Origin of the sequence: Clostridium moutaii (assembly GCF_041205085.1) — a bacterium.
In the GTDB taxonomy this organism is placed as follows: Bacteria; Bacillota; Clostridia; order Clostridiales; family Clostridiaceae; genus Clostridium_B; species Clostridium_B moutaii.
The window spans coordinates 1-6,239 of record NZ_JBGEWD010000037.1; the positions used below are offsets into that span (position 1 = coordinate 1).

The 6,239-nt window shown below is 48.1% G+C and carries 1 tRNA gene and 2 rRNA genes; all 3 read left to right on the forward strand.

Annotated elements, in window-relative coordinates:
• Window positions 1–137 precede the first annotated feature (137 nt).
• Window positions 138–1,648 (forward strand): 16S ribosomal RNA (locus AB8U03_RS17845).
• A gap of 513 nt (window positions 1,649–2,161) precedes the next feature.
• Window positions 2,162–2,242 (forward strand) — tRNA-Ile (locus tag AB8U03_RS17850).
• A gap of 893 nt (window positions 2,243–3,135) precedes the next feature.
• Window positions 3,136–6,199: ribosomal RNA gene (locus AB8U03_RS17855) — 23S ribosomal RNA — on the forward strand.
• Together the 16S and 23S rRNA genes with 1 tRNA gene alongside form the textbook arrangement of a ribosomal RNA operon.
• The last annotated feature ends 40 nt before the right edge of the window (window positions 6,200–6,239 follow it).

A 6,239-nucleotide genomic window follows, 5' to 3' on the forward strand; every position in this document is an offset into this window, starting at 1 on the left:
AATTGGCAGTAACGAGTACAGCAAGGAAAAGGCTGAATGAGGAGCAGAGTTTACTTACGTAAATGAGCACCGGAATGAAGCATTTGACGCAGCTGGATGAAGTTAATGGCAATTTCCAACAGAGCCATTAAAACTTTTAAATTAAGAGTTTGATCCTGGCTCAGGACGAACGCTGGCGGCGTGCTTAACACATGCAAGTCGAGCGATGAAGCTCCTTCGGGAGTGGATTAGCGGCGGACGGGTGAGTAACACGTGGGTAACCTGCCTCAAAGAGGGGGATAGCCTCCCGAAAGGGAGATTAATACCGCATAGTAAGTATGATTCACATGGATTGTACTTTAAAGGAGTAATCCGCTTTGAGATGGACCCGCGGCGCATTAGCTAGTTGGTAGGGCAACGGCCTACCAAGGCAACGATGCGTAGCCGACCTGAGAGGGTGATCGGCCACATTGGAACTGAGAGACGGTCCAGACTCCTACGGGAGGCAGCAGTGGGGAATATTGCACAATGGGCGAAAGCCTGATGCAGCAACGCCGCGTGAGTGAAGAAGGTTTTCGGATTGTAAAGCTCTGTCATCTGGGACGATAATGACGGTACCAGATGAGGAAGCCACGGCTAACTACGTGCCAGCAGCCGCGGTAATACGTAGGTGGCAAGCGTTGTCCGGAATTACTGGGCGTAAAGGGTGCGCAGGCGGACATTTAAGTGAGATGTGAAATACCCGGGCTTAACTCGGGCAGTGCATTTCAAACTGGGTGTCTGGAGTGCAGGAGAGGAGAACGGAATTCCTAGTGTAGCGGTGAAATGCGTAGAGATTAGGAAGAACACCAGTGGCGAAGGCGGTTCTCTGGACTGTAACTGACGCTGAGGCACGAAAGCGTGGGTAGCAAACAGGATTAGATACCCTGGTAGTCCACGCCGTAAACGATGAGTACTAGGTGTAGGAGGTATCGACCCCTTCTGTGCCGCAGTAAACACAATAAGTACTCCGCCTGGGAAGTACGATCGCAAGATTAAAACTCAAAGGAATTGACGGGGGCCCGCACAAGCAGCGGAGCATGTGGTTTAATTCGAAGCAACGCGAAGAACCTTACCTGGACTTGACATCCCCTGAATATCTTAGAGATAAGAGAAGCCCTTCGGGGCAGGGAGACAGGTGGTGCATGGTTGTCGTCAGCTCGTGTCGTGAGATGTTAGGTTAAGTCCTGCAACGAGCGCAACCCCTGTTGTTAGTTGCTAACAGTAAGATGAGCACTCTAACAAGACTGCCGCGGTTAACGCGGAGGAAGGTGGGGATGACGTCAAATCATCATGCCCCTTATGTCCAGGGCAACACACGTGCTACAATGGGTAGGAACAAAGAGAAGCAAGACCGCAAGGTGGAGCAAACCTCAAAAACTACTCTCAGTTCGGATTGCAGGCTGAAACTCGCCTGCATGAAGCTGGAGTTGCTAGTAATCGCGAATCAGCATGTCGCGGTGAATACGTTCCCGGGCCTTGTACACACCGCCCGTCACACCATGAGAGCTGGCAACACCCGAAGTCCGTAGTCTAACGAAAGAGGACGCGGCCGAAGGTGGGGTTAGTGATTGGGGTGAAGTCGTAACAAGGTAGCCGTAGGAGAACCTGCGGCTGGATCACCTCCTTTCTAGGGAGTCGAAAGATGATTGTAATGATTGTCTTAANGCTGGCAACACCCGAAGTCCGTAGTCTAACGAAAGAGGACGCGGCCGAAGGTGGGGTTAGTGATTGGGGTGAAGTCGTAACAAGGTAGCCGTAGGAGAACCTGCGGCTGGATCACCTCCTTTCTAGGGAGTCGAAAGATGATTGTAATGATTGTCTTAATGGTTTTAACTTATAGAAGCAATCCTGTTTATTCTGTTTAATTTTGAGGGATCATCCTCAAAGATTTAATATCCTGGGGGTATAGCTCAGCTGGGAGAGCATCTGCCTTGCACGCAGAGGGNAAAATTGGTAGTAACGAGCAGATCAAGGAAAGGCTTGAGCGAGGAGCAGAGCTTACTAGTGTAAGTGAGCACCACAGTGAAAGACTTGACGATGAAATGCGAAGTTAATAGCGATTTTTGATGGTTTTAACTTATAGAAGTAATCCTATTTATTCTGTTTAATTTTGAAGGATCATAGATCTTTCTTTCCATAAGGGCTTATAGCTCAGCTGGTTAGAGCGCACGCCTGATAAGNNNGCGTGAGGTCGATGGTTCGAGTCCATTTAAGCCCACCATTAATCAATTGTAGAATGCACAATGTACATTTCACAATTGAATTTCTGTTCCAAATTGTACAGTGCAAGCTGTAATTGCAAATTGTGCACTGTGAATTGTGAGCTGAAAGAAAAATGTCCTTTGAAAATTGCACAGTAAATAAAGAAAATTGATATTAACGAGCAAGACAAGGAAAAACTTGAATGAGGAGCAGAGTTTACTTAGGTAAATGAGCACCGGAATGAGAGTTTTGACGCAGTATTGCGAAGTTAGTAGCAATTTTAGAAACAAAGCTAAGGTTAGAAATAACCTTTGTAGTAGTAAGTAAGTATAACTAGTTTATACTTATTTATAGGTTATGATGCAAATTATAACTGAGAACCAAGAAAATTGGTAGTAACAAGCAAGAAATTGCGAAGTTAATAGCAATTTTAAAACTAAAGGTCAAGCTACAAAGGGCGCATGGAGGATGCCTTGGCACCAGGAGCCTAAGAAGGACGCGATAAGCTGCGAAAAGCTCTGGGTAGGCGCAAATAGCCAGTGAACCAGAGATATCCAAATGGGGAAACCCACCCAGACAACGCTGGGTACTATATTCTGAATAAATAGGGATGTAGAGGCAAACCCGGGGAACTGAAACATCTAAGTACCCGGAGGAAGAGAAAGAAACATCGATTTTCTGAGTAGCGGCGAGCGAAAGGGAAAGAGCCCAAACCAGAAACTTGTTTCTGGGGTTGAGGTCAGGTCATAAAAGCAGGGAAGACTTAATTGAATACAACTGGAAAGTTGAGCCATAGAAGGTAAAAGCCCTGTAAGTGAAAAGGAAGAACTGCGAGACCTGAACCAGAGTACCACGAGACACGAGAAACCTTGTGGGAAGCAGGGNAGGTAAGTATAACTAGTTTATACTAAAGGTCAAGCTACAAAGGGCGCATGGAGGATGCCTTGGCACCAGGAGCCTAAGAAGGACGCGATAAGCTGCGAAAAGCTCTGGGTAGGCGCAAATAGCCAGTGAACCAGAGATATCCAAATGGGGAAACCCACCCAGACAACGCTGGGTACTATATTCTGAATAAATAGGGATGTAGAGGCAAACCCGGGGAACTGAAACATCTAAGTNCAGGAGCCTAAGAAGGACGCGATAAGCTGCGAAAAGCTCTGGGTAGGCGCAAATAGCCAGTGAACCAGAGATATCCAAATGGGGAAACCCACCCAGACAACGCTGGGTACTATATTCTGAATAAATAGGGATGTAGAGGCAAACCCGGGGAACTGAAACATCTAAGTACCCGGAGGAAGAGAAAGAAACATCGATTTTCTGAGTAGCGGCGAGCGAAAGGGAAAGAGCCCAAACCAGAAACTTGTTTCTGGGGTTGAGGTCAGGTCATAAAAGCAGGGAAGACTTAATTGAATACAACTGGAAAGTTGAGCCATAGAAGGTAAAAGCCCTGTAAGTGAAAAGGAAGAACTGCGAGACCTGAACCAGAGTACCACGAGACACGAGAAACCTTGTGGGAAGCAGGGAGGACCACCTCCCAAGGCTAAATACTACCTGGTGACCGATAGAGAAGAAGTACCGTGAGGGAAAGGTGAAAAGAACCCCGGGAGGGGAGTGAAATAGAATCTGAAACCGTGTGTCCACAAATAGTCGAAGTACGATAAAGTACGACGGCGTGCTTTTTGTAGAACGAGCCAGCGAGTTACGATATGCAGCAAGGTTAAGTACTTAAGGTATGGAGCCGGAGGGAAACCGAGTCTGAAAAGGGCGAGGAGTTGTATGTTGTAGACCCGAAACCGGGTGACCTATCCATGGCCAGGTTGAAGCGGAAGTAAAATTTCGTGGAGGACCGAACCACAATGGTGTTGAAAAACCATGGGATGAGCTGTGGATAGCGGAGAAATTCCAATCGAACCCGGAGATAGCTGGTTCTCCTCGAAATAGCTTTAGGGCTAGCGTTGAGAGTGAGTAATGGAGGTAGAGCACTGAATGGGGTAGGGGCTGACAACAGTTACTGAACCTTATCAAACTCCGAATGCCATAAACTTGAATCTCAGCAGTCAGACTGCGAATGATAAGATCCGTGGTCAAAAGGGAAAAAGCCCAGACCACCAGCTAAGGTCCCAAAGTGTAAGTTAAGTGGAAAAGGAAGTGTGATCTCTAAGACAACTAGGATGTTGGCTCAGAAGCAGCCACTCATTTAAAGAGTGCGTAATAGCTCACTAGTCAAGAGGTCATGCGCCGAAGATGTCCGGGGCTAAAACTTACCACCGAAGCTGTGGGCTTGAAAAAGCGGTAGAGGAGCATGCTGTCCAGGAAGAAGCCGTACCGTAAGGAGCGGTGGACAGGACAGGAGAGAGAATGCTGGCATAAGTAGCGAGAAATAAGTGAGAATCTTATTGGTCGAAAACCTAAGGTTTCCTGAGGAAGGTTCGTCCGCTCAGGGTAAGTCGGGACCTAAGCCGAGGCCGAAAGGCGTAGGTGATGGACAATCGGTTGAAATTCCGATACCGCATATAAATGATAAAGACCAAAAGGGATGACGCAGGAGGATAGGATGTGCATACTGTTGGAGGTATGTCTAAGCAGCGAGTGAGAATACAGAGGGAAAACCATGTATTCAATTGCGAGCTGTAATGGGGAATCCGAAAGGAGAAGTATCTGATATCACACTGCCAAGAAAAGTCTCTATGGAGTTTATATGTGCCCGTACCGCAAACCGACACAGGTAGGTGAGGAGAGAATCCTAAGACCATCGGAAGAATTGTTGTTAAGGAACTCGGCAAATTGACTCCGTAACTTCGGGAGAAGGAGTGCCTCGAAAGAGGCCGCAGAGAAAAGGCTCAAGCAACTGTTTATCAAAAACACAGGTTTCTGCTAAAGCGAAAGCTGAAGTATAGGAGCTGACGCCTGCCCGGTGCTGGAAGGTTAAGGGGAATACTAAGCAGAAATGCGAAGGTAAGAACTTAAGCCCCAGTAAACGGCGGCCGTAACTATAACGGTCCTAAGGTAGCGAAATTCCTTGTCGGGTAAGTTCCGACCCGCACGAATGGCGTAATGATTTGAGCACTGTCTCGACAACAAATCCGGCGAAATTGAAATGCAAGTGAAGATGCTTGCTACCCGCGATTGGACGGAAAGACCCCGTAGAGCTTTACTGTAGCTTATCACTGAATTTCGGTATTGTCTGTACAGGATAGGTGGGAGACATGGAATCAGTGGCGCCAGCCATTGAGGAGTCGATGTTGGGATACCACCCTGACAGTACTGGAATTCTAACCGGGTGCCATGAAACTGGCAACGGGACAATGTTAGGTGGGCAGTTTGACTGGGGCGGTCGCCTCCAAAAGAGTAACGGAGGCGTACAAAGGTTTCCTCAGAAGGGTTGGAAATTCTTCGAAGAGTGCAAAGGCAAAAGGGAGCCTGACTGCGACACAAACAGGTGGAGCAGGGACGAAAGTCGGTCTTAGTGATCCGGTGGTACCTCGTGGGAGGGCCATCGCTCAACGGATAAAAGCTACCTCGGGGATAACAGGCTGATCTCCCCCAAGAGTTCACATCGACGGGGAGGTTTGGCACCTCGATGTCGGCTCGTCGCATCCTGGGGCTGAAGTAGGTCCCAAGGGTTGGGCTGTTCGCCCATTAAAGCGGCACGCGAGCTGGGTTCAGAACGTCGTGAGACAGTTCGGTCCCTATCCGTCGCGGGCGTAGGAAATTTGAGAGGAGCTGTCCTTAGTACGAGAGGACCGGGATGGACTGACCTCTGGTGAACCAGTTGTTCCGCCAGGAGCATAGCTGGGTAGCTAAGTCGGGAAGGGATAAACGCTGAAAGCATCTAAGCGTGAAGCCCCCCTCAAGACAAGATTTCCCACAGCGAAAGCTGGTAAGACCCCTTGAAGAACACAAGGTGATAGGTCAGAGGTGTAAGCAGGGTAACCTGTTAAGCTGACTGATACTAATAGGTCGAGGGCTTGACCAAAATAGAATGGATAAATATTTACTGTGCAATTTTCAGAGGA